Origin of the sequence: Candidatus Contendobacter odensis Run_B_J11 (genome assembly GCF_000531125.1) — a bacterium.
GTDB lineage: Bacteria > Pseudomonadota > Gammaproteobacteria > Competibacterales > Competibacteraceae > Contendibacter > Contendibacter odensensis.
In genome coordinates this window covers 1-1,522 of sequence record NZ_CBTK010000226.1, presented here as the reverse complement: position 1 = coordinate 1,522, position 1,522 = coordinate 1, and the positions used below count along the sequence as shown (strand labels likewise).

Genomic DNA, 1,522 nt, shown 5'->3' with positions numbered 1-1,522 from the left:
CACTGTTTTCATTATTACACTGCTGTATTCTAACCATAAATGTTATGATTATAAAAAAATGCCTCCTGTAAATTTTCCTGTGATCGGAACTGTGGGGCAGGCAGGTAAAATGAATAGCACCTATTTAGATCAATGGGTTGGATTCAGTCAACGCCCTCGCCTGACGCTACCAACCCTCGCCATCACAGGAAAATTTACAGGACCAAAAAATGAGCGAAAGGGGCGATAAAGCCGCGCAGGCCAGTAAATTCAGACGTTAGGCTTCCCTCTGGAAGCCCTATCACACATGGTGTATCTACTGAATTGCCAACTTCCCTCACGCCACTCAAAAGGAACCTGATATGAGCTTCTTTAGTGCAATCCTTGAAAAGCTGGGCTTCGGCCCACCTGCGCAACCGGGTGCGCCCGCCCCTGCCCCTGCCCCTGCCCCTGCATCGACCCCCTCCACGCAGCCCGTTCCCATCCCCGCCCCGGCGGGGGCGGCCCTTTCGGCCGTTGATGTGGTTGCAAAGCTGGAGGGTCTTGCCGCGTCGAACCCGCAGAAACTCGACTGGAAGGGGTCCATCGTGGATCTCCTCAAGGTGCTGGGGCTGGAGAGCAGCCTCGAAGCACGAAAGGGGCTTGCAACCGAACTGGGATGTCCCAAGGAGAAGATGAACGATTCCGCTCAGATGAACCTGTGGTTGCACAAGACCGTTCTTCAGAAGCTTGCAGAGAACGGAGGCAATATCCCGAAGGAACTGCTCGGATAGCCGTCACCCGATACATCGTGACCCAGACGGCTAACCTTTCGCTCAAGCGGAGATCCACCGGCGAGCCGGTGTCTCCCACTTAGCTCAAACGTTATGCAGCAAAATCCCGGCATTTGATCTTGGCAATCAGCCGGTTCCCGCTGCGCGTCTTCAGCTCCGTTTTTGGCCGCGCCACAATGCCCTCGGCCTCAAAGTCGCCCCACGTCGAGCGAATACCGGCCTTAGCCTGCGCAACTGCATCGTGTAGCGTGCCCTCGCCGATGATCGGCACCACATCAATACCGAGCTTCGCGGCAACATCTTCAACGTCGGCGCGTTGCAACCACCATTCTCCGCATTTTACGTCGAACAAAACGAAGTCTTGGTCTTGCCGATAATTGCCGCCGCCCTTCTGAATCTTGGCGCCGTAGCCCTCGCCATACAGCACGGCAGCGCCCTCCGCGAACACCTCGGCCCACTTCGCCGCCAGCGGCAAAAACCGCTCGTTCAGTCGCGTCACCAATGGCGCCGGAATATGCGCACCTTCGGTGCGCCCGCCGAATGTCACGCCTCCATCCTTGAAAAGGATGCGAATATTGATGCCATTGACCTTTTCGGTGAAAACCCACGGGTTGCCCGCTAGGTACTCGAATTCTGGCAGCGTCCATTGGCCTTCAAGCAGCGTTTTCCGCGTGCTGGTCATATCGCGTTTGAAGATGCTTTGAATCTTGTATAATGGACCCCAAATTTCGGACAGGCAAATAAGGTGGTACTCTGCAACGTAAAGACAT

3 protein-coding genes are annotated in these 1,522 nt (G+C 55.3%); 2 read left to right on the top strand and 1 reads right to left on the bottom strand.

Annotation, left to right across the window (positions count from 1 at the left end):
- Both BN874_RS25760 and BN874_RS13220 read left to right on the top strand, forming a co-directional pair.
- A partial coding sequence (locus BN874_RS25760; protein ID WP_230314435.1) for a hypothetical protein occupies positions 1-229 on the top strand: 229 nt, incomplete at its 5' end.
- Between the two features lie 112 nt (positions 230-341).
- The gene (locus tag BN874_RS13220; RefSeq protein ID WP_034434231.1) at positions 342-752 is read left to right on the top strand and encodes a DUF3597 domain-containing protein; all 411 of its coding nucleotides are present in this window, start codon (positions 342-344) and stop codon (positions 750-752) included.
- 91 nt (positions 753-843) lie between these two features.
- On the opposite strand, the gene BN874_RS22670 is transcribed toward BN874_RS13220, so the two are convergent.
- Positions 844-1,522 (bottom strand): RNA ligase family protein (locus BN874_RS22670; protein WP_051497828.1); only part of this gene is annotated, 679 nt, incomplete at its 5' end.